Raw genomic sequence first — 23,134 nt, forward strand, 5'->3', positions numbered from 1 at the left:
TGGTATAATATTCCTTTTACCAGTAATTTGTCAGGTAGCACAATAGATTAATTTACGATGTCTATAAATATGCTTTTCAAGAAATGAAGTCTGACAAGATTTCAAGGCATCAGCTATATGTCGACGGTGGTTTAAAATTAGACAGTACCGTAGATATTGACAAGTTGTAATAGAAAATAAGATGTGCCTTGAGATAATTTAAATTTTCAATAATATGATTTTTAAAATCTATTTATAAGGGAATTCCCGATATATCAATATATACTTATAAAATAATCTTATTATATAGTGATTATCCAATAAATATAATTCTTGAGTTGCTTTTGTTTTGATTAAAGAGAAGGGAGAGCATGTTAATTATGTTAAATATTAATAAAAGACTTATCTCTATTGTATCAATGCTTATCGTTTTAACGATGGTATTTGGTCTCTTTACAGGATGTTCTGGTAAAGCACCAAGTGGTGGAAATTCAACTAACGATACATCATCAGATTCCGGGGAGAAAGTAAAAATATCTTTTACATGGTGGGGTGATACGGCAAGAAATGCAATCTATAATAAAATATGCGATTTATTTGAGGCAGCAAATCCTAATATTAAAGTTGACAGGCCATTTGGAAGCTGGGCACAATATTGGGATAAATTAGCGACACAAATTGCCAGTGGAAGTGCTCCTGATATTATAGGAATGCATCAGGACTATGTTTCTGAATATTCTAGTAGAAAGGCATTGCTTGATTTAAAACCTTATGTTGATTCAGGTATACTTAAAACTTCTGATATTCCTGAATCAGCATATAAAGGAGGATTTATTAGCGGTAAACTTTATATGATACCCCAGGGGATTGTTACTTCAGGCTATTTATATAATACAGCTACTTTTGATAAATTAGGTATTGAATACCCCAAAATGGACTGGACATGGGAAGAATTTGCTCAAAGGGCCATAGAAATTAAAAAAGTAGCTGATTCAAAGAATATAAAAATGTGGGGTAGCAGTGATGATTCCGGTTTACTTATGCCAACTTTCAATTACTGGGTTAGAACAAATGGTCAGGTTTTATTTACAGAGAAAGGGAAAATAGGTTTTACGCAAGATGTAGCTGAAAATTGGTTTATGTTTTGGAAAAACTTAAGGGATAAGGATGCAATACCAGATGCTTCTACAAATACCGAATATGCTAATCTCCCGATTGAACAAAATTTATTTTCTACGGGAAAAGTAGGAATAGCTAGCCTTCCTGCTAACCAATTGTGGTTGTATCAGAATTTAGCTAAAAGTGGTAATGTTAACATTGTTCGTATACCTCATTTAGCGGGCAAAGCAAATGGAGAATATGTTGAAGGTTCCTTTTTAAGTATTACGGCTGCGTCAAAGCATCCTAAGGAAGCCGCAAAATTTATCAACTTCTTTATTAATAATACTGATGCTCAGAGAACATTTAAACTTGAACAAGGTGTGCCTGCTACTACTACAGCCGTGCAAGCTGTCACTCCTGATATGACACCTGTTCAGCTTAGAACAATTAAATTTGTAAATGATACATTAAAGATAGCAGGTAATGCACCATATGCACCTGCTGGAGTGGCTGAGATAAGGACAGATTTTGCAAATATTGCTTCAGAAGTTGCATTCAACAAAATTACACCTAGAGAAGGTGCAATAAAGTTTATAAAACAATGTAATGATGTATTGTCGAGAAAATAAATATTTAATATAAATTAATTGAAAGGTAAACTGTGCGACTGTTAACCAAAAAAATGGTTTATATCAGTTGCGCAGATTACCTATATATAAAGGTGATATGGAAGGAGGAGATTGGAATGAGAAATTGGTTAAAAAAGAATGGAGCAGGCTATCTTTTTTTGCTACCATGGTTAATCGGAACTCTTATTTTTACTATTATACCAATATTTACATCCTTATATTTATCATTTACAAATTACAATATATTGAATCCGGCTCATTTTATAGGGTTTCAGAATTATTCTAGAATCTTTATAGATAAAAAATTTATTACAAGTTTGATAGTGACATTTAAATTTGTACTTTTTAGCGTACCACTTCAATTGTCGTTTGCTCTTTTCATTGCAATACTATTAAACAAAGGTATTGCTGGATTAAGAATCTATAGGGCTGTGTACTATATACCCTCTTTATTAGGAGGAAGTGTTGCCATATCTATATTATGGCGTCAGATATTTAATAAAGAAGGCCTTATAAACGGATTATTATCTAAGTTCGGGATTAAGGGGATAAATTGGATAGCAACACCGAGTACAGCATTGTATACTCTTATCTTATTAGCGGTTTGGCAGTTTGGCTCATCCATGTTAATTTTTTTAAGCGCTCTTAAGCAAGTACCAATAGAATTATATGAATCTGCAGAAATTGATGGGGCAAGAGGATTACGAAAATTTGCAAGTATAACATTTCCAATGATTACACCTATAGTATTTTTTAACTTAATTATGCAAGTTATTAATGCATTCCAATCTTTTAATTCAGCATACATTATAAGCGGAGGAAATGGAGGACCGTTGGATTCAACATTGTTGTACTCTTTATATTTGTATCAGAAGGGTTTCTCAAATTTTGAAATGGGATATGCATCTGCGCTTGCATGGATATTATTGATTATTATAGGTTCTGTTATAGGTTTAATTTTCGCTACATCCAAGAAATGGGTTTATAATCAAGATGAATAGGGGGATTAGCATGAAAAAATCTTATAGAAAAATATTTATTCATATTTTTATTATATTATTTGGTATTGTAATGATATACCCGTTATTATGGATGCTTAGCAGTTCATTTAAATTTAGCCAGGATATATTTACTTCTAAAACTTTTTTTCCACGTGTGGTAACATTAGAGAACTATATAAAAGGATGGCAAGGTATGTCGGGTTATACTTTTGGAGTTTTTCTTCTCAATTCAGTTTTTGTTTCTCTTATGTGCATACTAGGAAATTTTTTTTGCTGCACAATGGCAGCATATGCATTTGCTAAATTAGATTTTGCTTTTAAAAAAGTTTATTTTGCTATAATGTTGGGTACACTTATGCTGCCTTTTCATGTAACGTTGATACCACAGTATATACTTTTTAATAAATTGCATTGGATAGATACATATCTTCCATTTATTGTGCCAAAATTTTTGGGTGGGCAGGGATTTTTCATTTTTTTATTAGTACAGTATATGCGTACAATACCACGAGAGCTAGATGATGCCGCCAAAATAGATGGTTGTGGCAAAATAGGAATATTTATAAAATTGATGTTGCCGCTATCTTTACCAGCAATTATTTCAATGGCAATTTTAACTTTTTTATGGACATGGAATGATTTCTTTAGTCAGCTTTTATATTTAAATAGTATACCAAAGTTTACTATTTCGATTGCTCTTAGAATGTTTATAGATGCAACTAGTGGAAGTCAATGGGGCTCTATGTTTGCAATGTCGATAGTTTCGATAATTCCTTTGTTCCTGATTTTTGTTTTTTTACAAAGATATATTGTCGAAGGGATTACTGCTGGTGCTATAAAAGGATGAATTTAATAAAAGACGAGATCTTATTAATGGTAAATTATTGAGAATATTTATAACTGCTTTTATATAAAAAGTATATTTTTTAATAAGACAAAAGGATGTGACAATTTATGAAATGTTTTTATGGTAAAGGATTTGGGAAAGTTTTTACTCTTAGGTTAGATAAAGGCGATTATTTATTAGAAAGTATAGAAGAATTTATTAAGCAAAATAAAATACAAGATGCTGTTGTAGTTTCTGGAATTGGTACACTTGACCATTGTGTTATGCATATGGTAATGACAACAGGTTTTCCACCTGTTGAACATTTTGAAAAAATGGATAATAAACCCCTTGAATTATCCGCTATTTCAGGTATTATAGCTGATGGGATTCCCCATCTTCATATGGTTGTTTCTGATAATAAGGTGGCATATTCTGGACATATTGAAAAAGGGTGTAGGATTTTATATTTAGGTGAATTACTAATAGCTGAAATGCAAGGGTATCATTTTATGAGGACTAAGAATAATAACAATATACTTGAGCTAAATAATAGACCTGAATAGTTAAATGAATAATTAAAATTAATGACAACATAGGCATTTGATTTTAGTATGTATATGTTGCCATTAATTTGATATATTATTATGATATATATATAATAAAATTGGAAGAGATAAGAAGAATCTAGCATTTATAGTTTAACAATAGCAAAATTTATAGGTTGGTTGAAAATTGTCAGATGTGAGTTTATGATATAAAATTATTTTTGGTTATTTTAGCATATTATAGTAGAAACTTGTAATGCTATGGTGCTATATATTTATATTTGCTGGAGGTTGCTTTATGGGAAGTTCGACAATCAAAGATGTGGCTAAACTTGCGGGCGTTTCGATTGCTTCCGTATCGAGAGTTATTAATAAAAATTATACAGTAGGGCCTGAGATTGAACAGAAAGTCTTAAATGCAATTAAAATATTAAACTATTATCCAAATTCTGTTGCGAGAAGTTTGAAAAGCAATACAACTTATACAATTGGATTCGTTGTATCTGATATTTCTAACAATTATTTTACTGTATTATCAAAAGCAATTGAGGATGTAATTGAATCTCAGCATTATAATCTCATAGTATGCAGCACGGATGGCAAGAAGGATAAAGAATATACATATTTGAAGCTTCTGCTGGAAAAGAAAGTCGATGGTATTGTTCTTAATACTACTGGTGAAAATGATAGCTTTGTTGCTTTATTAAGTAAAAAGATTCCTATTGTTTTATGCCACAGAAAAATAAATGCTAAGGATTTTAAAGGTGACTTACTCGATAGTGATAATATAAATGGAGTATATTCATTAACAAAGCATTTGATTTCATTTGGCCACAGGAAAATTGGCATTATTAATGGCCTTCAAAACGTAAGTACAGGTAAAGAACGTTTTGAAGGTTTCAAAAGGGCTATGCAGGAGATAGGCATAGATGTAAATAACAATTATAAATTCAGATTTGACGAAGATTTCAGTCTGGAGGGAGGTTATCAAGGAGCTGCGGAACTTATGAAACTTAAGGATAAACCAACCGCTGTTATTGCTATGAATAATGAAATGATGGTAGGAGCTCTTAAATATTTCCGTACACATAATATAAATATACCGGATACATTTTCCGTTGCTTCTTATGGAGATATAATTAATGCTGATTTGCTTTATGTTCAGCCAAGCATTGTTACGTTAAACCCATGGGTAATTGGCAAGAAAATGGGAGAACTGATTATGGAAAGAATTGAAACCAAAAATGATATAGACAACCGTGAAATAAGATATGTACCGCAATTGATTCCAGGTAATGGAGTTAAAATGATCTGAAAGTTAAACATGTATATTAATCATTCCATAAAATATATATTTTATATCCAATTTAAAATAAAAAATCAGGAAGAAGTTTTGATATCAAAATAGTTATTAGCTCGTATAATAAAAAGATTTACTAAATGCATATTTTTGCTAGTTCTACCCAAATGGTAGGCTCATTTTTTTATTTTGTTTTATAATCCACTATATTTTCTCAAAGTAGTTTGTCGTGCCGAACGAAATAAAAACTGTATATGATATGCAGCATGAACTGTATAGAGTGGTGAAAGGACGAAAATTGAAATACGAAAAATTAAGTGTTAAAATATTTTTTTGCTGCTTATTTTGGAATTTATGATAGATATTTGTATAAGAAAGGAACCGAAATATATTGAAGAGAAAATTGAAACAGGATTTGGTTGAAGAGTCTGTCATGCTGGCAAGTGTAGTGAAATGGACAGTGATTGCGATTTTTATAGGATGCAGTGTGGGTTTTATAAATTCTCTGTTTATAAAGATTGTATCCGCAGGCTGCCAGTTTAGTTCAAGATGGAAATATTTTTATTTTTTGCTGCCATTTGCGTTCTTTATGAGCAGTTACATCGTGATGAAAATGGCGCCGGATGCAAAAGGGCATGGTACTGAAAAGGCTATAGAGGCGGTCAACAGGAATGACGGTAATATAGATATAAAAGTAGTGCCTGTAAAGCTTATATCGACATTTATAACGGTAGTATCGGGAGGATCTGTGGGGCTGGAAGGCCCTGCTACACAGGTAGGTGCCGGTATAGCATCATTTTTTGGGCGGCTTTTCAAGATGGATAATCTTGACAAAAGGAAAATGGTGGTATGCGGCATAAGCGCAGGATTTGTTACGGTATTTCCGGCTCCGGCCGGTGCCGCATTGTTTGGAACAGAAGTGCTGTTTGTGGGAAAGATTTCATATATGTCGCTGCTACCATCTCTTGTGGCATCATTTTCGAGTTTTTATATTGCCCATTTTATGGGGGTAAAACCGCTTATTTATTCAATAAAATATATACCATCCAATAATGCAGGTCCGTTATTCAGACTGTTTTTATTCGGACTCATTATAGGTGTGCTGGCATTGTTTTTTATTAAAATGGTTAATTACACGGAAAATGCTTTTAAAAAGATGCATATATATCCTCCATTAAAAGGAATAATCGGCGGGATTCTAATTGCCGTGATTGTATATATGATAGGGTCAAACGACTATATAGGCATAGGGGAGCAAGTCATAAATAGAGCCATGAGCGGAGAAAAAATATTAAATGGTGCTTTTTTATTAAAGATGTTTAATACGTCCGTGACCCTTGGAAGCGGTGGCAGTGGAGGAATACTTACTCCAATGCTTTTTATAGGGGCGTCGGCAGGCAATACATGGGCACAGCTTATTAATGGAAACGTATCGTTTTATTCCGCGGTAGGGATGGTGGCATTCCTGTCGGCATGTTCAAATACTCCCATATCTGCTATAATAATCGCAATGGAATTGTTTGGAAACAGTATTGGCGTATATGCGGCAATAGTATGCGGTATAAGTTATTTCGTAGTCGGATGCCACAGTATATATCCAACACAGCTGCTCATGTTTTCTAAATCACCATCATTGCAGGTAGCGAAGAATTGTGAAATAGATGAAATAAAAAATATAAAAGTTGTTAAAAGCTATAAATATTTCAAGGACTTAATATGCAAGGTTTGGAAAATAAAAAAATCTATTCAATAATTGATATACTAAAAAATCGCCATAGGGAAAGATATACTACATTGATATTCCCCTTTTTTCGTAAATTATAATAACGTACTTAATAAAATATTACGAAATTAATAGAGGATGGTGTTTTATAATGAGCAAAACAGTAAGTTTAAGAGATAAGTTTTTTGGTTGTATAGCAGGAGTTCATATCGGTTCGTCCATGGGGGCTGCAGTAGAAGGATGGAACTATGGTAAAATTGAGGATACTTATGGTACAGTTGATAGGCTGCTGCCCTATGAACATTACAATAACGGTTGGAAGCGGGAACCCGGTACTACTGAGGATGGAGTTGAAAGACAGAAACTTATGATAACCGCTATTATAGAAAAAAAGGATAGAGTAAATTGTGAGGATGTAAGGAAAATATGGGTCAGGGATATTAAGCCTATATCGATTGGGATGGTTTCAGAGCCATTTGAGGCTGTACTTCTTTCGATGGCCAAAAGCGGAATACCTGCAAGGGATTTAGGAAGATATTGCGATTATGCCGGCCTTAATTCATTTGCACGAGCTTGCCATCCAATAGGGCTTATAAATGCAGGAGATATACAAGGAGCTGCCGAGGATGTCCTTGAAGTAGGCCAAGTTTATCAGACAACTAACAGCAGGGGATTAAAATGGGCGATGGTTACAGGCGTTGCCATAGCAGCGGCTACCAAGCCAAATGCAACAGTTGACAGTGTATTGGGAGCAGTTTTTGATATCTGCGATCCGGACATAGTCCTCAAGGAACTTGACAGAGAATTAGAACATACTAAAAATTGCAGTAATTTCAGAGAGCTTAGAAAGGCATTTGACACCGAGTATAACGGTTATGGGATGCCATATTCTGCAAGTTCCGCCAATGAAGTTGTAACAAAGGCCGTGTGTATTTTCAAAATGGTAGAAGGGATTACAAAGGATGCTATAATAGCCGGAGTTAATCTCGGCAGGGATACAGATTGTCTGGCTGCGGTATCTTCAGGGATTTCGGGAGCGTTAACCGGCGGCTCTTCCATACCAAGGGAATGGGTCGAACAGGTGGATAAAGCTACAAAGTTAAACATATATACCAATACCCCAAGAACTATTCAGGAAAATTCCGATGGGCTTTATAATGCATATAAAGCCAGACTCAATAAGATGAAGTCTTTAATAGCAGAGATGGACATGTTATAATATAAAATTAGATTTTATTAATGGTATACTAAGGAATAAGGCATAAATGGAGGCAAAATGATATGAATATAGCAATAGGTTCAGATCATGCAGGGTTTTCTTTGAAACCTGTCATAATAGAATTTCTTAACCAATCAGGTTATCATATTATCGATCATGGAAGTTATGATCCTAACCCTGTAGATTTTCCTGATATAGCAAAAAAAGTTTGTGAAGATATATTAAATGGGAAGGCCCAAAGAGGGATAATGATTTGTGGTACAGGTGTAGGAGCTGCGATTGCTTGTAATAAAATCCACGGGATAAGGGCAAGTGTATGCCATGACATATATACTGCACATCAGTGTGTAGAACATGATAATGTGAACGTAATGTGTTTAGGAGCTCAAATTATTGGTTCGGCAATAGCCACGGAAATGGTAGAGAAATTTTTACAGGCTCGATTCAGTACCGAGGAAGAATTTAGACGGCGTGTAAAGAAACTGGATATGATGGATATCGATAAGAAATGATTAAGCCAATTAGTTTATGAATTATTTTTAAATATTGTAATCCCTTTTTTAAAGAAATATTTTTTATTTCTTTAAAAAAGGGGATTTTTTTATTGCTGTTGAATTATTATATACAGTTATTATAAAATTTAAAATAGTTAGGCAGATAATTCCGTAAATCCAAGTATTTTGTACTATTTAGTACAATTTGTGAGCTTGAAATATACCAAATTATAGAAATTAATGATATAGTAAAAGATAAGGTGTTAATTCGTAATTCTATTATTATTTGTGCTGCCAGCCACAATTGTGTAAGGAGGAGATTTTATGATTTTACCGACGCATATAGTTTCTGCAGGAGGGATAATTATAAATGACAAAAATGAAATTTTGCTTGTGAAAAATCCGAGAAAGGGATGGGAATATCCAGGTGGAATTATTGAAGTGGGTGAAACCGTGCCGCAGGGTTTAATCAGAGAAATAAAAGAGGAAAGCGGTATTGACGTAGAGATAATTAATATTGTGGGGATTTATTCGAATATAAAAAAGAAAAAGGGATATAACGGAGTTAAAGAAATACCGACAATTGTCAATATAGATTTTATATGTAAGTACATATCAGGTGAATTGACAACCAGCGATGAAAGTAGCGATGTAAAATGGTTTACCAAAAATGAAGCCTTGAAGATGGTAAATTCAAAAATACAATATAGATTTAGAAAAGCGCTGGATTATAGATCGGGATTTATTTGTGCAGGATTCTGCACAAACTCTGACGATGAATTTGAACTGCATGAAGAATATAAATTTGATAGGTAATATTTTTCGAATAATATATATGCATCTATATTATTCTGTAAGGAATATTCCTTTTGGTACTTTAAGCAAGGATATCATAAAAGATGATAGATATAGCAAAAGTATAGTTGCTGACTTTGGATTTGGTGAGATGTAAAAAATTATTATAGTTGAAATTTTATGATTTGTTATACTATAATGAATAAATAAAGAAAATGTTCTTTATACTTAACTTAGAAGGTGAATGAGAAATGAGCATCTTCAATATTGAAAAGGATAGAAAGATCCATATCAGCATTTTTGTCGCACTCATATCGACTGTTGCTATATCTATCTTAATTATATCTTCAATTCTTTATTTTAACTTTGAAGATATACTCAGAAATAAGATTTTTAATTATACCTTGAATAACCTGCCTCAAACGGACCAGAGTACGGAGATGATGTCAGGCATCGCCAATAGAATATCCAAACAGATATATAATGATATCCACATTTCAGAAATACTTAATTATACGACAAAAGATATAATTGAAATAAATGCAGCATTGCTTCAGCTTAACTATTACCGCAATACATCAGAATTTATCGATTCTATTTATATATATAACGATAGATCTAAAACATTTTATAACAGTTCAGATGTCGGAAGAAATGCTATTCAAAATAAGAAAGACTTTTATGATCAGGATATAGTAAAAGTAATAGAAAACTATGGCGAATATCCATCTATGATGCCCATACCCAGGAGCATTTCAGTAGAATATCCTGTTGAAAAAAAGTAAATATGTATACATATCTCTTATATGATATATTAAGCAATGGCAAAGAGAAAAATATGATAGTTATCAATATGTCGGAAGATAAATTGCACAAAAATTCATTAGATACAGGCAACAGCCGTAATAGGGGCTACTTCATGATCGACCGCAATGGCATCGTGATTTCCGATAATATCAAATATCCCATGCTAACTGATTTATCGAAAGAAAGTTATATAAATAAGATACTTAAATATAAATCGTCAGGTTATTTTGTCGGTATAGTCTTAAGTAGTGGTGTAAAATTCGTGGCACAAACTTGACAATAGCCACGATATGATTTCTACTTTAATTAGGTTGGCAAACCAATAAAAGTAGAGGAGGATCATAACGTGGCTACTAATGATAGAATGGCACTTTTAGAGGAACTTCGCAAGTATTTGGCTGATAAAGATAAAGATTTTTTAAGTGAGGCAGTTACAGTAGTGGTTAATTCTCTTATGGATTCAGAGGTTTCATCCATTGTAGGAGCAGAGAAGTATGAAAGAAGTGGAGAACGGAATACATACCGTAATGGATATAGGGATAGAGATTGGAATACAAGGCTCGGCACACTGGAACTTAAGATACCAAAGTTAAGACAGGGCAGTTACTTCCCAAGCCTTTTGGAGCCAAGAAAAAGACTCAAAAAGGCTCTGCTTAACGTGGTGCAGGAAGCATATATTCATGGAGTAAGTACCCGTAAGGTGGATGACCTTGTTGAAGCACTTGGAATGAAAGGCATAGATAAAAGTCAAGTATCAAGGATCAGCAAACAACTTGATGATTTCGTTGAGGAATTCAGGAACAGAAAATTAGAGAGTGAATATCCTTATCTGTGGTTGGATGCTACGTTTCCAAAAGTCAGAGAAGGCGGCAGGGTATGCAGCATGGCACTTGTAATAGCCGTTGGAGTAAATAAATCAGGTGAAAGAGAAATATTAGGTTTTGATGTTGGAATGAGTGAAGACGGAGAGTTCTGGAAAGAGTTTTTAAGAGGCCTTGTTTCCCGTGGATTAAAAGGAGTTAAACTCGTGATAAGTGATTCTCATGAAGGCCTCAAAATGGCAATTAAAGAAATATTGACAGGCACAACATGGCAGAGATGCAGAGTGCATTTTATTCGTAATGTATTAAGTCAGGTTCCGAAGAAATACCAGGGTATGGTTTCATCAATCGTAAGGACAATCTTTGCCCAGAATGATCAAAAGTCAGCGAAACTACAACTAAGACATGTAGTAGATGAACTGAGGCACCGCTTTCCGAAGGCTATGGCCATACTTCAAGATGCTGAAGATGATGTACTTGCATACATGGCATTTCCTCATGAACATTGGTCTAAAATTTGTTCTACAAATCCCTTGGAGAGGTTGAATAGAGAAATCAGACGCAGGACTGATGTAGTATGTATATTCCCCAACAGAGAGTCTGTAATACGCCTTGTAGGGGCAATGCTTATGGAACAGAATGATGAGTACCAAGTAGGGCGTCGTTACCTTAGTCTTGAATCTATGGCTAAAATAACGGATACGGGTGAGTATACTCTCGCAGCGGTGGCCTTGCTGCATAAATAAAAAGTGGTATAAAGTAGAGATCAATTTACACCACTTGACAAGACGTTATCGTCTTTTTTTGAATCAGATCAATACAGGATTTTATCGCAATACAGCGAAATTGCTCATATGTTATATAGATGTAATTTATTCATCAAATGTAAATTATAAATAATTTTAGAAGTAATTGACTATAATATTATTTAAGGATTATAATTTAAAGTGTATATTTTGTTTTTGAAAATATTATGGAGAGGTATTATAAAAGGATCTGGCGATTTGGATAATATTTTTTAATAAATACACCATATAATTGGTCCGGATGTCAGTATTTATATATAAAGGGGAAAGCATATGTGAGGTTGGGTATAATCAGTAAAATATCGATGTTTCTTTCGTCCTACGCGCTGCTTTTTCTTGCACTGGCGGCAAAGTATTATAAGAATAAACCGATGATGTATATGCTGGCAGCAAGTATAATAGGTTGCATCGCAACAGGGTTTATTATAAAAACCAAAATAAATCACGTCAGCGGCGAAATTTTATCTATACAATCGAAAAATGAGCAAATCACTTCATATCTGGTTACTTATCTTTTGCCATTTATGGGATTTAACCTGAATAATGCGGAAGATGACATCGCCTTGCTTATTATTTTTATCATTATCGGCGTCTTATATATCAAAGCGGATTTAATATACATCAATCCTGTGCTGATGATCTTGGGCTATAATATATACGATGTTGTCTTTAAGAATGGACGCAGAAGGATATTAATTTCAAAAAGAAAACTGAATGATTTAAGGGTTATCGGCAAAATTGAGTACTATGAACTGCTGGACAGAACGATAATCATCGAAAAAATGGTTAGGGGGATTTAAAGATGAAAAGCATTTGTACGGAAGCAAAATGCTATATCAATAAAGAACAATCTGTTGAGATATACTTTGTTAACCCGGATAACAAGTCTTCAGATGATAATGATTATATTGTCGCAAAACTGAATATTGATGATGCCGTTATAAATGCTGCGAAGTCAGTGGTGGCTGATTTTTTCGATAATATAAAGGACAGGCAGAAGATACCTGTAGAGAATTTGGAAAGTGAGGATGAACAATATGTCCTGACTATGCCTGCCGACGAGGTAGATAGCTTGAGCAATGTTATCCAGTTGATAAAGGAAGAAAAATATAAAACTTTCGATCCACATAATTGCAGTGAATTTTTAAACAGGCTCAAATATTATATAATTTACATAACCATAAACGGCAAAGGCTGTTTTCTGATGAGGAGATATACAAAGAGCAGACTCATTACTCCAAAAAAATTATATTTATTTTTTAAGGAGGATTCTTTTACGCATCTGGAAAATGGAAATATTTTTGCACTGGATAACAGCATCGATGCTTTCGTATTAAATGGGACAATCTATATAGTTAATGAGAAACAGTTTTCATTGGCGACTGGGTATTATAAGAAGGAAAGGATGAAAGCAAAAGAAACGCTGAACGAAATAGAGAAAATCGGAATAATATCTGATTTTCAGAGCTTAAAGGAACACTGCATGGATAGAATTTCATATATTAAAAAATTGAGCAAAGTCAACGAAGAAACTTTGAGGCTTATTAACTTCAACAATATCATTGCCCTTAAGGAAAAGAGAGGGGCGGATTTCATAGTCGATAAAAAGTCCCACAGGATATCCTTTGAAAATGTACAGCAATTGAGGAACATTATTGACCTGGTGCTTGACAATTATGTTTTATCGGAGGTCACCAATACTCCATATATATCGGTGAATAAGCGCCATTATAGGAAAGCATGAGGTAGAACTTCCGATGCATGAATTTCCAAATGGATTGTTCCTTTATTCTTCAATTCGCAATATGAGTTTATGTTATTTTGAACACTCATTCGGCAGATTCAAGTTTTGTAAGTTCTAAGGCAAGCAGCCTTGATAATCCAAGAACTTTTGAAACTCGCCTTGCTCAAACATTCAAAAGCTCTAAGGATTCTTTGCGGTAGCAAATCCAAGAACTTATCAAAACTTTCATAATACTCATTCGTCGCTCACAATAACATAATCCTATTTATGCCTGATTTCATATTGCGAATCGAAGCTCCTTTATTTATGATTTGCATAGGAGTTATCCATTTTTATAGCCATGAACACAAAGTAGCCGTTAACTTCATATAACCTAACGCCGCCGAAAATGGCCTTAAATTTGTTAAAATACCACTGCTTTCGCTTTGTTACCATATACATTCTTCCTCCAAGCTTGAGGCGGTTAAATCCTTTTTCTATAAATCTTTTCGGAACGGAAAAATCAGCATGATACGGCGGGTTGGAAAGAATCACCGTAAAATCGTTATCGTCCATCCCGCTCAGCGCATCGCTTTCATAAACAGATATGCCCTTGACGCCGTTCAATATTGCATTTTTTCTGGAAATCGAAACCGCATCCTCTGCAATATCCGACATGACGACATGTTCAGGTCCTATCAATTTGGCTGCAAATATACCGACTACACCATAACCGCAGCCTAAGTCCAGCACTTTATCATCAGGTTTGAACTCGGCCTTGGATAGCATTGCCAAAGTGCCGGCATCGATTTTTTTAGGAGAGAAAAGCGTGTCCGATGTTTCAAATATTAAATCCACTCCTGCCATATTTGTTTTTATCATATATTAAAATCTCCCTTTCCTGAAATTCGATACATAAATCGAAGGTATATATATCCTTTGAAGAATATGCACCTGTTGAAGCTTTTCCGCTGAGTTATCAATATATAATATTGATATTATTTTTATGAATCAGGTCTTCCCAATCCGGTGAAAATTTTCTGTCTGTAAATATATAATTTATCCTATCAAAAGATGTAAATTTAACAAACGAAGCCCTATCGACTTTTGTATGATCAATCAATAGAAATACCTGATCTGCCGCATCAACCATTGCTTTTTTAACTTCGGCCTCCATTTCGTTTGAATCCGTTATGCCGATTTCTTTATTGAACCCTTTGCAGGATATAATGGCTTTATCGACATGGTAATTTTTTATGGTATTTTCCGCCAAGTGACCTATAAAGGACAGGGAATTTGGCTTCAGTGTCCCGCCGGTTGAAATGATATTGAAATCCTTCGAATTTGACAATTCATAAACCACACGTATGGAATTCGTTATAACTGTAAGCCTTTTTTTGGATTTCAATTGTCTTGCGACTTGAAGGGCGGACGAACTCGAGTCAAGGATCAGTGTTTCTCCATCATCGATATATCCTGCAACATTTAAAGCTATTGCCTGTTTTCCTTCGATATTTGTTATTTCCCTTATTTTTAGCGGTATGTCAACATTTGTGCTTTCGCTTAAAACAGCTCCGCCATATGATCTTTTAATAAGCCCTTCTCTCTCTAATTTTTCGAGGTCTCTTCTTATGGTCTCTTCAGTAACCTTAAATAATTTGCTCAGTTCGGGAACAATGACGCTTTGATGTTCCTGAAGAAGGCTTATTATTTTTCGTCTTCTTTCTATAGATAGCATGCTTTCCTCCCGGTTAATCTTATATTTGATCCTGTAATTATTGCATGGGTTTATATTCTTTTAGTGGAAACGAATTTTTTATAATATTTCTGCCTTCATCTAAGTTTTTGATAGCTTTAAGCGCCATAAGCTGAATAATACAATTGCCAAGAATAGACGCTTCAACAGGTCCGGCTAAAATCTTCCTGCCCGTTATACCGGCTGTCTGTTTTAATAAAAATTCGTCTCGTATTCCGCCGCCTACTATATTTACAGTATCGATCTCATTTCCTGTTATTTTTTCGATATCTTCAATTGTTTCCTTATAATGTTTTGTTATTCCATTGTATGCGGCTCTTGCAATATCCCCTATATTGTCGGGACGTCCCTGACCTGTCTTCATACAGTATCTGCATATAGCATCTCCCATATCGTCAGGGGCCATAAAAAGTTCATCGTCAGGGTCGATATAATAATTGGCATTCTTTGCAGAGGATGCTCTTGATATTATATCGGGAAAATCGAGTTTAATGCCTCTATTAGCCCAGCTTCGCCTTAATTGCTGTATCAGCCATAGGCCTGTTATATTCTTTAAAAATCTTATAGTGCCCAAAACGCCGCCTTCATTTGTGAAGTTAAACTTAAGCGAATTTTCGTCGATGATTGGCTTTTGAGTTTCGATTCCCAAAAGCGACCATGTCCCACAGCTTAAATAAGCGCTGTTGCGGCTGCTTAAGGGCGTTCCCGCAACTGCCGATGCCGTATCATGGCATCCGACTGCGATTACCGGTATCTTTGGGAGACCGGTTTCATCTCTTATATCGCTAGATAGACAGCCATAAATATTGCCGGGCATAATTATTTCTTGAAGAATATTCTTTGCAATACAGAGTTTATCTAAAATATCATATGACCAATTTTTTTTATTTGCATCTAGCATTTGTGATGTTGATGATATCGTATATTCGTTATATTTTTCTCCGGTCAAATAAAAGCTAAAGAGATCAGGCATGAAGAGAAGCGTTTTTGCATTCCTCAAAATGCCGGATTCTAAATCGTCATACAGTTGATAAACCGTGTTGAATTGCAGAAATTGTATGCCTGTCGTATTATAGAATTCTTGAAAAGGGACAATCTTTTCTACCTTTTCCGGGATCTTATTTGTTCTGGAATCCCTGTAATGAACAGGGTTGGATATAAGCCTGTCGTTTTTATCCAGCAGCCCGTAGTCGACACCCCATGTATCGATGCCGATGCTCGAAATATTGATGTTTCTCTCCGAGACCATTTTAAGTCCGACTTTTAATTCGCTAAATAGTTTTAAAAAATCCCAGTAAAGTCTTCCCCCGGCCCTTACCGGTTCATTCGGGAAACGGTAGATTTCTTCAAGGCTTATTTTATATCCGTCATATTTTGAAAGCATAAGCCTTCCGTTGGATGCACCGAAATCAAATGCTAAATTATATATCTCTTCCCCCATAATAGTACCTCCTATAAAACACCTTATGTTGTTTTACTTTTGGTTAATATTGTTTATGACAATTATAGCATAAATAATCGATTTTAAATATAGAAAAAAATCATATAACTATAATTGCTTTGAAAACGTTTGTTATAAAGGCGTATGTAAATTAATATTACTTCAATCGTCAAACTTGAATCTGGCGAATGAGTGTTCAAAATAACGCTCATATTGTGAATCGAAGAAGTACTGTATAATTCTGTTGACATAGAATATATGAATGATACAATAAAGGTAAACAAATATAAATAAACATAAACAAACATAATAAAAGAGAGCGGTGATATATGATGTCTTATGAAGATGAGGTAAAAAAACAGATATGCGATATAGGAAAGCGAATCTATTCAAACGGTTTTGTGGCAGCAAATGACGGCAATATAACTGTAAAGATAGGTGACGACGCGATTATAACGACGCCGACAGGTGTAAGCAAAGGATTTCTGACACCGGAGATGCTTATAAAGGTCAATACAAAAGGCGAGGTTATATCAGCAAATAGCAAGTACAAGCCATCGTCCGAATTAAAAATGCATCTTAGAGTATATAAAGAAAGATCCGATGTTAAATCTGTTGTCCATGCCCATCCGCCTTATGCGACAAGTTATGCAATAGCCGGCATACCGCTTACAAAACCCATAATGCCTGAGGCGGTCATATCGCTAGGATTTGTTCCGATTGCGGACTATGGAACACCATCTACAGAGGAGATACCGGATGCGATTTCAAAGTTTCTCCCCGAATATGATGCCATCCTCCTTGAAAATCATGGAGCGCTGACATATGGCAAAGATCTTATTACAGCATATTACAAGATGGAATCTATGGAATTTTATGCAAAACTTACATTCATTTCGACAATGTTAGGAGGGCCGAAGGAGTTAAGTGAGAGTCAGGTATTACGTCTGTATGAGATAAGGAAAAAACTTGGGGTTTCAGGCAGATTTCCCGGGAAATTACCCGATGAATTAAATAGAAATAACAAGAAAAATGAATTAAAGGATTACGATGTAAAGAAAATAGTTGAATTAGTAACGGAAAAAGTGCTTGAAGAATTGAAAAAGCAATAAGGTGTATATTCTATTTGGTATATTCAGTAACTACTTCGATTCATAATATGAGTTTATTCACTTGAACATTCATTCGTTACTCAAAATAGCACAATCCTTTTATATATGATTTCAAATATAAAATATACACCCAGTAATAATCTATAATTTGTAATTTTATAATTTCCAAAAGGGGGCAAAAGTTATGTTTAAACCTGATGATGGCAAAATCGAGAAAGCATATGAATATGCAAAAGAGGTATATGCAGGTTATGGCATCGATACCGACGCAGTGCTGAAAAAAATGAACAATATACATATATCGCTGCACTGCTGGCAGGGTGATGATGTCGGCGGTTTCGAGGTAAATAAAAAGGGTTTGTCAGGCGGAATTTTAGCCACAGGAAATTGGCCAGGCAGGGCAAGAAATGGTGACGAGCTAAGGCAAGATTTGGATAAGGCTTTAAGCCTGATACCGGGAAAGCACAGAGTCAATTTGCATGCTATATATGCAGAAACAGACGGAAAATTTGTCGATAGAGATAAAATAACACCAAAGTATTTTATGAAATGGATTGATTGGGCAAAGCAAAATAATCTTGGAATTGACTTTAACCCCACGTTTTTCTCCCATGATATGGCTGCATCCGGCTATACGCTTTCAAGCAAAGACAAAAGCATACGTAAATTCTGGATAGAGCATGGGAAAAGGTGCCGTGAAATTGCAAATCAGATAGGAAGGGAATTAAATAACCCATGCATTAATAATATATGGATACCGGATGGGTCAAAGGATTTACCCGCAAACAGAATAGATAACAGAAAGATTTTAAAGGATTCTCTCGATGAAATATTCTCAATCAAATATGACAGAAAAAATATTTTGGACTCTGTTGAAAGCAAGCTTTTCGGGATAGGTTCGGAAAGCTATGTTGTAGGGTCCCATGAGTTTTATATGGGATATGCTCTTAAAAATAATATTATGTTATGCCTTGATATGGGCCATTTTCATCCTACAGAAGTCGTAGCGGATAAAATATCTTCAATATTAACATTTATGGACGAACTTTTAATTCATGTCAGCCGCGGAGTAAGATGGGACAGCGACCATGTGGCAATTTTAAATGACGATTTGCAGTTGCTTGCAGATGAGATAAGCAGATGCAATGCTTATAACAGGGTGCACATAGCCCTCGATTATTTCGATGCAAGCATAAACAGGATAACGGCATGGACAGTTGGAGCGAGAGCCACATTGAAAGCTATATTGATATCCTTACTGGAGCCGATAAACTTGATTAAGGAACAGGACGACAGAGGCGACCGAGGCAATATGCTGGCGCTCAAGGAAGAATTCAAGACATTACCGTATGCTACTGTATGGGATAAGTACTGCCTTGTAAAAAATGTGCCGGTTGGAGGTAGCTGGCTCGATGATATAAAAGTTTATGAGGATGATGTTTTAGTAAAAAGGCATTAGATAAGGTGTGATGCTGCATCGGAGACAAAGGGTGAATAAAGTCGAGGGAAATCTGACTTTATTCACCCTTTAATGCCGTTTTTCATATCATTTACAATTTCCTTTATTATTTCTTTAATTTCAAGATTTCTCGTACCGGGAATATATATGCCATGTTTTCTTAAAGGAATTATATATTTGGTGCATTCCATTTTGAATATGCCCTCTGAAATATTCGGGGTAATCTCGCCCTGTATGCCACCGCTGCAAATTATCCCGATAGGGCCGACAATGCTGTTTACAGTATTATTTTTGAAAAACAGGCATATGGACTCCTCGCCTGTGATACCTTCATTTGCTCCCGCCTTAATCATATTGGAAGTTGCGACGGCATTTGTTCCCAAGGCAATTATATAAATGGATTTGCCGATTTCCCTCCTGATTTTTTTTATGACTGCCTGGCCAAGTCCGGCGCCCTGTGCATCAAGTACTGCAACTTTCATATCTGTACCTCCGAATATGAAATATTGTTAAAATCCGTGCTAATCCTGCATCCATAATAGATACCGGTAAATCCGGTTACATGTTTTATAGTGGGACATTATCCAAATAATTTATATATATCCTGATAAATTTTCTATTATTATCTATTATAACACCATCATGTATATCTGCATTACAATAGCTCTCCGATTGGTAATAGGAAATCAGGCTTAAATAGGATTATGTTATTTTGAGCGACGAATGAGCATTATGAGAGTTTTGATAAGTTCTTGGCCTGCTGCCGCATAAGAATCGAAGTTATAATTGATATTATCTGTTGCAAATCAATGTTTTAAAAAGTAAAATAAGGTTATATTAAGGCTGTGGACAAGCAAGCATCAGCTCCATGGCAGTTGATATATAGAATATAAAGGGAGGTAACGACAGTTGTTAAAGGGATTGTATATTCTTGATAAGCATGCATATGATAATATTTATGGCGAAGAGGAGAGAAAGGATATTCTAAAATATGTAGACATCTACGGACCGCCACAGACGGCAGAAACAATCAAGAATAACATTTCATTGCTTAAGGATGCAGATGTCATTTTCTCCGGGTGGGGTTGTCCTCATATGGATAAAGAGTTTATCGAAGCAGCACCAAATCTGAAGGCTGTATTCTATGGGGCAGGATCCATAAAGTATCTAGTAAGTGATGCTTTCTGGGATAAAGGTATATTGATCACAAGTGCATATGCCGCAAATGCTATTCCGGTTGCAGAGTATACCCTGTCGCAAATACTCTATAGCCTTAAATTGGGTTGGTATTATGCTTTATCAACCAAAAGAGACAAAAAGTATCCACCCAAAAAAGTTGCACCAGGCGGATATAAAAGTACTATAGGCATTATTTCCCTTGGAATGGTAGGAAGGCGTGTATGTGAATTGCTTCGCCCGTTTGATGTGAAGGTAATAGCATATGATCCTTTCGTTAAAAAGGAAGATGCTGCCAAACTGAATGTCAAATTATGCTCACTGGAGGATATATTTAAAAATGCGGATGTCATATCTTTACATACACCGTGGCTTAAGGAAACCGAAGGCATGATAAAGGGAATACATTTTTCATCGATGAAACAAAATGCAACATTTATAAATACTGCCAGAGGAGCGGTGGTAAATGAGAATGAGATGATAGACGTACTTACAAAACGTTCCGACATTACGGTTGTCCTTGATGTAACATATCCTGAGCCGCCTCGACCTAAGTCACCTTTGTATATCCTGCCAAATGTAGTATTGACACCGCATATAGCAGGTTCAATGTATAAAGAATGCAACAGGATGGGAAGATACATGGTTGAAGAGCTTGAACGCTATGTAAAGGGAGAGAAGCTTCGTTATATGATAACCAGAGAAAGAAGTGCGTTTTTAGCATAAAGTCATAGGGACGGTTAATCAAAAGTTAAGGTAATGGTTAATGCGACAGAGGTGCGACAGAGGGACGGTTAATCAAAATTCGCATTCTATTGTCACTTATGCGATAATTCAATTTTCAGATAATTATTGATACTAATAAAAATGATTAACCGTCCCTATAAAAGGAGGTAACTATGGACCGGAAAGAGACACTTTTTAATAAAGAAGGCAATCCATTAAGCAATGTAAAAAAGATAATAGGTGTTATGAGCGGCAAAGGAGGGGTCGGCAAATCGACTATATCTGCGCTTTTAGCAAGTGAATTGAACAAAAGGGGCCAAAGGGTCGGCATACTCGATGCGGATATTACAGGTCCGAGCATTCCGAGGTTTTTTGATGTTGAAGGCATGAAAGTATCAGGGGATGAATCTGGCGCACATCCGGTTAAGACGCAAGATGGCATCGAAATAATGTCCATGAATTTTTTAATGGATTTTGAGGAGCAGCCCGTAATATGGAGAGGACCTCTTATAGGCGGAGCTGTTAAGCAGTTCTGGACGGATATAATATGGGGCGACCTTGATTATATGATAATCGATATGCCTCCCGGTACAGGAGATGTGGCGCTTACAGCAATGCAGTCGATACCTATCGATGGAATAGTTATGGTATCTGTTCCCCAGGATCTTGTATCCATGATAGTTGCCAAGGCGATAAATATGGCAAGAAAAATGGATATAAAAGTTCTGGGCGTTGTAGAAAACATGAGCTATATTATATGCCCCAAATGCAAAGAAAAGATCAATATTTTTGAAAGCGGCAGTATGGAGAAGTACCTTAAGGAATTGGATACGGAGCTGCTTGGCGAGCTTCCCATGTCTAAGGATATAGCCGGAATATCAAAAGAAAGGTGCAAAATTGGCGACAGCGATATAGTAAAAACGATAGGTAACATTGCAAATAAAATCATCGAATTAGTTAAATAGCCGTAAAAAAGTCTGATGGGAAAATGAAGTTTTATTTTCCATCAGACTTTTTTATAGTGCTGCTAACCTCATCCATTGCCATATTTGCCAGTTCATCGCATCTGTTATTATATTGATTATCGGCATGCCCTTTAACTTTATGAAAGTAAACTTCATGAACGTCAAGCAGTTTGATAAGTTCCTGCCACAATGGTATGTTTTTTACTTTTTCTTTACTGCTTTTCACCCAGTTATTCCTAGACCACTTATCTATCCACTTATTATTTATGGCATTGATAACATATGCGGAATCGCTGTATAAATCGACACGGCAGGACTCTTTTAACATTTTTAACGCATCTATTATTGAAAGCAATTCCATTATATTATTTGTCGTATCTGAAAATCCCTTTTTTATTTCTTTATGAAAAGATCCATAAATAAGTACGATTCCGTATCCGCCGATATTATTTGTCTTCCCATTTCCTCTGCATCCTCCGTCGGTATAAATTGTAACTTTTTTCATAAACAATCACCTGTTGATTCTATGTTTACAGCTTCGATACAACAAAATTTTTTACCTGTAGTAAAACAAATCGATGTTCAAAGGCATATTCCTCTGTCGCATACGGTCATGTATGTTATATTATAACATATGAACTCCGGATATTAAACTTTCAAGAGTTAATTAGCTAATTAACTCGTTGTGCTAGCTTTTTTACTGGTAAAAATTGCGAATGAAAAACCC

Annotated in this window: 23 protein-coding genes; 18 read left to right on the plus strand and 5 right to left on the minus strand. The window is 35.2% G+C overall.

All coding sequences use genetic code 11. The features are described from left to right. The first annotated feature begins 359 nt into the window (after positions 1-359). The 14 genes from QME45_11165 to QME45_11230 all read left to right on the plus strand — a co-directional run bounded on the left by QME45_11165 (position 360) and on the right by QME45_11230 (position 13,793). Positions 360-1,709 (plus strand): sugar ABC transporter substrate-binding protein, encoded by a 1,350-nt coding sequence (locus tag QME45_11165; GenBank protein MDI6619211.1) that lies wholly within the window; start codon positions 360-362, stop codon positions 1,707-1,709. 116 nt (positions 1,710-1,825) lie between these two features. Beyond that, entirely contained in the window at positions 1,826-2,710 is an 885-nt protein-coding gene (locus QME45_11170; GenBank protein ID MDI6619212.1) for a sugar ABC transporter permease, read from the plus strand. 10 nt (positions 2,711-2,720) lie between these two features. Continuing rightward, entirely contained in the window at positions 2,721-3,557 is an 837-nt protein-coding gene (locus QME45_11175; protein ID MDI6619213.1) for a carbohydrate ABC transporter permease, read from the plus strand. 107 nt (positions 3,558-3,664) lie between these two features. Continuing rightward, the gene (locus tag QME45_11180) at positions 3,665-4,102 is read left to right on the plus strand and encodes a DNA-binding protein (GenBank protein ID MDI6619214.1); all 438 of its coding nucleotides are present in this window, start codon (positions 3,665-3,667) and stop codon (positions 4,100-4,102) included. A 280-nt stretch (positions 4,103-4,382) separates the two neighbouring features. Beyond that, a complete protein-coding gene (locus tag QME45_11185) occupies positions 4,383-5,399 on the plus strand; it encodes a LacI family DNA-binding transcriptional regulator (protein ID MDI6619215.1) in 1,017 nt (338 codons plus the stop codon). A 376-nt stretch (positions 5,400-5,775) separates the two neighbouring features. Next, entirely contained in the window at positions 5,776-7,137 is a 1,362-nt protein-coding gene (locus tag QME45_11190; GenBank protein ID MDI6619216.1) for a chloride channel protein, read from the plus strand. Between the two features lie 121 nt (positions 7,138-7,258). After that, positions 7,259-8,326, plus strand: coding sequence for an ADP-ribosylglycohydrolase family protein (locus QME45_11195; protein MDI6619217.1), 1,068 nt, complete (start codon positions 7,259-7,261; stop codon positions 8,324-8,326). A 62-nt stretch (positions 8,327-8,388) separates the two neighbouring features. Further along, positions 8,389-8,838, plus strand: a complete 450-nt coding sequence (rpiB, locus tag QME45_11200) for a ribose 5-phosphate isomerase B (GenBank protein ID MDI6619218.1) — start codon at positions 8,389-8,391, stop codon at positions 8,836-8,838. Between the two features lie 306 nt (positions 8,839-9,144). Next, positions 9,145-9,636: an NUDIX domain-containing protein gene (locus tag QME45_11205; protein MDI6619219.1), complete on the plus strand. Its 492-nt coding sequence runs from the start codon at positions 9,145-9,147 to the stop codon at positions 9,634-9,636. 230 nt (positions 9,637-9,866) lie between these two features. Beyond that, complete coding sequence (locus QME45_11210; protein MDI6619220.1) at positions 9,867-10,400, plus strand: hypothetical protein; 534 nt, start codon at positions 9,867-9,869, stop codon at positions 10,398-10,400. A 134-nt stretch (positions 10,401-10,534) separates the two neighbouring features. Next, positions 10,535-10,699 (plus strand): hypothetical protein, encoded by a 165-nt coding sequence (locus QME45_11215; protein ID MDI6619221.1) that lies wholly within the window; start codon positions 10,535-10,537, stop codon positions 10,697-10,699. Between the two features lie 69 nt (positions 10,700-10,768). Then, on the plus strand, positions 10,769-11,989 hold the full coding sequence (locus tag QME45_11220) for an IS256 family transposase (GenBank protein ID MDI6619222.1): 1,221 nt from the start codon (positions 10,769-10,771) through the stop codon (positions 11,987-11,989). A gap of 335 nt (positions 11,990-12,324) precedes the next feature. Next, entirely contained in the window at positions 12,325-12,849 is a 525-nt protein-coding gene (locus QME45_11225; protein ID MDI6619223.1) for a hypothetical protein, read from the plus strand. Positions 12,850-12,851: 2 nt separating this feature from the next. Next, complete coding sequence (locus QME45_11230) at positions 12,852-13,793, plus strand: DUF4868 domain-containing protein (protein ID MDI6619224.1); 942 nt, start codon at positions 12,852-12,854, stop codon at positions 13,791-13,793. A 300-nt stretch (positions 13,794-14,093) separates the two neighbouring features. Here QME45_11230 and QME45_11235 read toward each other — a convergent pair whose 3' ends face one another. The 3 genes from QME45_11235 to QME45_11245 all read right to left on the minus strand — a co-directional run bounded on the left by QME45_11235 (position 14,094) and on the right by QME45_11245 (position 16,969). Beyond that, positions 14,094-14,654 carry a methyltransferase gene (locus QME45_11235; GenBank protein MDI6619225.1) on the minus strand — a complete coding sequence of 187 codons (561 nt, stop codon included), beginning with the start codon at positions 14,652-14,654 and terminating at the stop codon, positions 14,094-14,096. A gap of 97 nt (positions 14,655-14,751) precedes the next feature. Further along, positions 14,752-15,510 carry a DeoR/GlpR family DNA-binding transcription regulator gene (locus QME45_11240; GenBank protein ID MDI6619226.1) on the minus strand — a complete coding sequence of 253 codons (759 nt, stop codon included), beginning with the start codon at positions 15,508-15,510 and terminating at the stop codon, positions 14,752-14,754. A 37-nt stretch (positions 15,511-15,547) separates the two neighbouring features. Continuing rightward, positions 15,548-16,969: a rhamnulokinase family protein gene (locus tag QME45_11245; GenBank protein ID MDI6619227.1), complete on the minus strand. Its 1,422-nt coding sequence runs from the start codon at positions 16,967-16,969 to the stop codon at positions 15,548-15,550. 332 nt (positions 16,970-17,301) lie between these two features. Between QME45_11245 and QME45_11250 the strand changes: the two genes are divergently transcribed. After that, positions 17,302-18,081, plus strand: coding sequence for a class II aldolase/adducin family protein (locus tag QME45_11250; protein ID MDI6619228.1), 780 nt, complete (start codon positions 17,302-17,304; stop codon positions 18,079-18,081). Positions 18,082-18,265: 184 nt separating this feature from the next. After that, on the plus strand, positions 18,266-19,540 hold the full coding sequence (locus tag QME45_11255; protein MDI6619229.1) for an L-rhamnose isomerase: 1,275 nt from the start codon (positions 18,266-18,268) through the stop codon (positions 19,538-19,540). Positions 19,541-19,602: 62 nt separating this feature from the next. On the opposite strand, the gene QME45_11260 is transcribed toward QME45_11255, so the two are convergent. After that, complete coding sequence (locus QME45_11260) at positions 19,603-20,022, minus strand: DUF3842 family protein (protein MDI6619230.1); 420 nt, start codon at positions 20,020-20,022, stop codon at positions 19,603-19,605. Between the two features lie 427 nt (positions 20,023-20,449). Between QME45_11260 and QME45_11265 the strand changes: the two genes are divergently transcribed. After that, positions 20,450-21,442 (plus strand): hydroxyacid dehydrogenase, encoded by a 993-nt coding sequence (locus QME45_11265; protein MDI6619231.1) that lies wholly within the window; start codon positions 20,450-20,452, stop codon positions 21,440-21,442. Between the two features lie 173 nt (positions 21,443-21,615). Further along, positions 21,616-22,407, plus strand: a complete 792-nt coding sequence (locus QME45_11270; GenBank protein ID MDI6619232.1) for an Mrp/NBP35 family ATP-binding protein — start codon at positions 21,616-21,618, stop codon at positions 22,405-22,407. 31 nt (positions 22,408-22,438) lie between these two features. Here the strand turns inward: QME45_11270 and rnhA are convergent, their stop codons facing one another. After that, positions 22,439-22,912 (minus strand): ribonuclease HI, encoded by a 474-nt coding sequence (gene rnhA, locus QME45_11275; protein MDI6619233.1) that lies wholly within the window; start codon positions 22,910-22,912, stop codon positions 22,439-22,441. Positions 22,913-23,134: the final 222 nt, after the last annotated feature.

The sequence above is a fragment of the Clostridiales bacterium genome, assembly GCA_030016385.1.
In the GTDB taxonomy this organism is placed as follows: Bacteria; Bacillota; Clostridia; order Clostridiales; family Oxobacteraceae; genus JASEJN01.

Coding starts and splice junctions, on each gene's coding strand:
- QME45_11175 (MDI6619213.1), top strand. CDS start 2,721: ATGAAAAAATCTTATAGAAAAATATTTATTCATATTTTTATTATATTA.
- QME45_11185 (MDI6619215.1), top strand. CDS start 4,383: ATGGGAAGTTCGACAATCAAAGATGTGGCTAAACTTGCGGGCGTTTCG.
- QME45_11170 (MDI6619212.1), top strand. CDS start 1,826: ATGAGAAATTGGTTAAAAAAGAATGGAGCAGGCTATCTTTTTTTGCTA.
- rpiB (MDI6619218.1), top strand. CDS start 8,389: ATGAATATAGCAATAGGTTCAGATCATGCAGGGTTTTCTTTGAAACCT.
- QME45_11260 (MDI6619230.1), bottom strand. CDS start 20,022: ATGAAAGTTGCAGTACTTGATGCACAGGGCGCCGGACTTGGCCAGGCA.
- QME45_11210 (MDI6619220.1), top strand. CDS start 9,867: ATGAGCATCTTCAATATTGAAAAGGATAGAAAGATCCATATCAGCATT.
- QME45_11180 (MDI6619214.1), top strand. CDS start 3,665: ATGAAATGTTTTTATGGTAAAGGATTTGGGAAAGTTTTTACTCTTAGG.
- QME45_11240 (MDI6619226.1), bottom strand. CDS start 15,510: ATGCTATCTATAGAAAGAAGACGAAAAATAATAAGCCTTCTTCAGGAA.
- QME45_11270 (MDI6619232.1), top strand. CDS start 21,616: ATGGACCGGAAAGAGACACTTTTTAATAAAGAAGGCAATCCATTAAGC.
- QME45_11235 (MDI6619225.1), bottom strand. CDS start 14,654: ATGATAAAAACAAATATGGCAGGAGTGGATTTAATATTTGAAACATCG.
- rnhA (MDI6619233.1), bottom strand. CDS start 22,912: ATGAAAAAAGTTACAATTTATACCGACGGAGGATGCAGAGGAAATGGG.
- QME45_11215 (MDI6619221.1), top strand. CDS start 10,535: ATGATCGACCGCAATGGCATCGTGATTTCCGATAATATCAAATATCCC.
- QME45_11250 (MDI6619228.1), top strand. CDS start 17,302: ATGTCTTATGAAGATGAGGTAAAAAAACAGATATGCGATATAGGAAAG.
- QME45_11165 (MDI6619211.1), top strand. CDS start 360: ATGTTAAATATTAATAAAAGACTTATCTCTATTGTATCAATGCTTATC.
- QME45_11205 (MDI6619219.1), top strand. CDS start 9,145: ATGATTTTACCGACGCATATAGTTTCTGCAGGAGGGATAATTATAAAT.
- QME45_11230 (MDI6619224.1), top strand. CDS start 12,852: ATGAAAAGCATTTGTACGGAAGCAAAATGCTATATCAATAAAGAACAA.
- QME45_11195 (MDI6619217.1), top strand. CDS start 7,259: ATGAGCAAAACAGTAAGTTTAAGAGATAAGTTTTTTGGTTGTATAGCA.
- QME45_11245 (MDI6619227.1), bottom strand. CDS start 16,969: ATGGGGGAAGAGATATATAATTTAGCATTTGATTTCGGTGCATCCAAC.
- QME45_11255 (MDI6619229.1), top strand. CDS start 18,266: ATGTTTAAACCTGATGATGGCAAAATCGAGAAAGCATATGAATATGCA.